The organism is Bartonella sp. CR127HXZ, assembly GCF_042194555.1.
Classification (GTDB): domain Bacteria; phylum Pseudomonadota; class Alphaproteobacteria; order Rhizobiales; family Rhizobiaceae; genus Bartonella; species Bartonella grahamii.
This window is the reverse complement of record NZ_JBHIMZ010000088.1, coordinates 1-581: the sequence shown is the minus strand read 5'-3', so window position 1 is coordinate 581 and position 581 is coordinate 1. Positions and strand designations below refer to the sequence as shown.

The 581-nt window shown below is 43.4% G+C and carries 1 protein-coding gene; it reads right to left on the bottom strand.

Annotated elements, in window-relative coordinates; all coding sequences use genetic code 11:
* The coding region (locus tag ACFIKY_RS09270) for a ShlB/FhaC/HecB family hemolysin secretion/activation protein (RefSeq protein ID WP_375661761.1) at positions 1–581 on the bottom strand (581 nt) is incomplete at both ends.

Below are 581 nucleotides of genomic sequence, written 5' to 3'. Positions count from 1 at the left end.
CCAAGAAGGTAATTGTTGGTTCTTTTATAAGAAAGACCTAAATTCAAGGTTGTAAGGGAAACACCATCACGGTAAAGAACCCTGCTTGTACTGGCGTGCAACTCACTGGAATCCCCCGTCGTCTCAATATCGGTAAAATTGCCAGGGATTATACTTTGGTAATTATAAACAGTGCCATTCAATCCAAAGGTCCAATAACCATACGGAATACTCACACTCGCTGAAATGTTATTGCTATGTCCTTCTTGCTTGCTCCCACCCCAATAATCGGGCTCACTGCGTTGATAGTTAAAATCCCACGCATCATTCATCCCTAAAATATTTTCTACCCTCAAGCCCGCACTATAACGCGCATAACCCGTGGAAGATTGTCCCATATTGTCATGAGAAACAGTAACCTTGAAAGTTTTATCGGGATGATTGTTAATATTGACAATGGTGCTCCCTTCTTCACGCCCTGGAAGAAGTTCGCTTTGAGCGTGCGCTGAACTCAAACGGTTGATCTGATCAAGCCCCTGTTCAATATCGCGCATATTCAGAACATGACCTTGAAGCCCAGGAAAAGCACTCCACACAACATT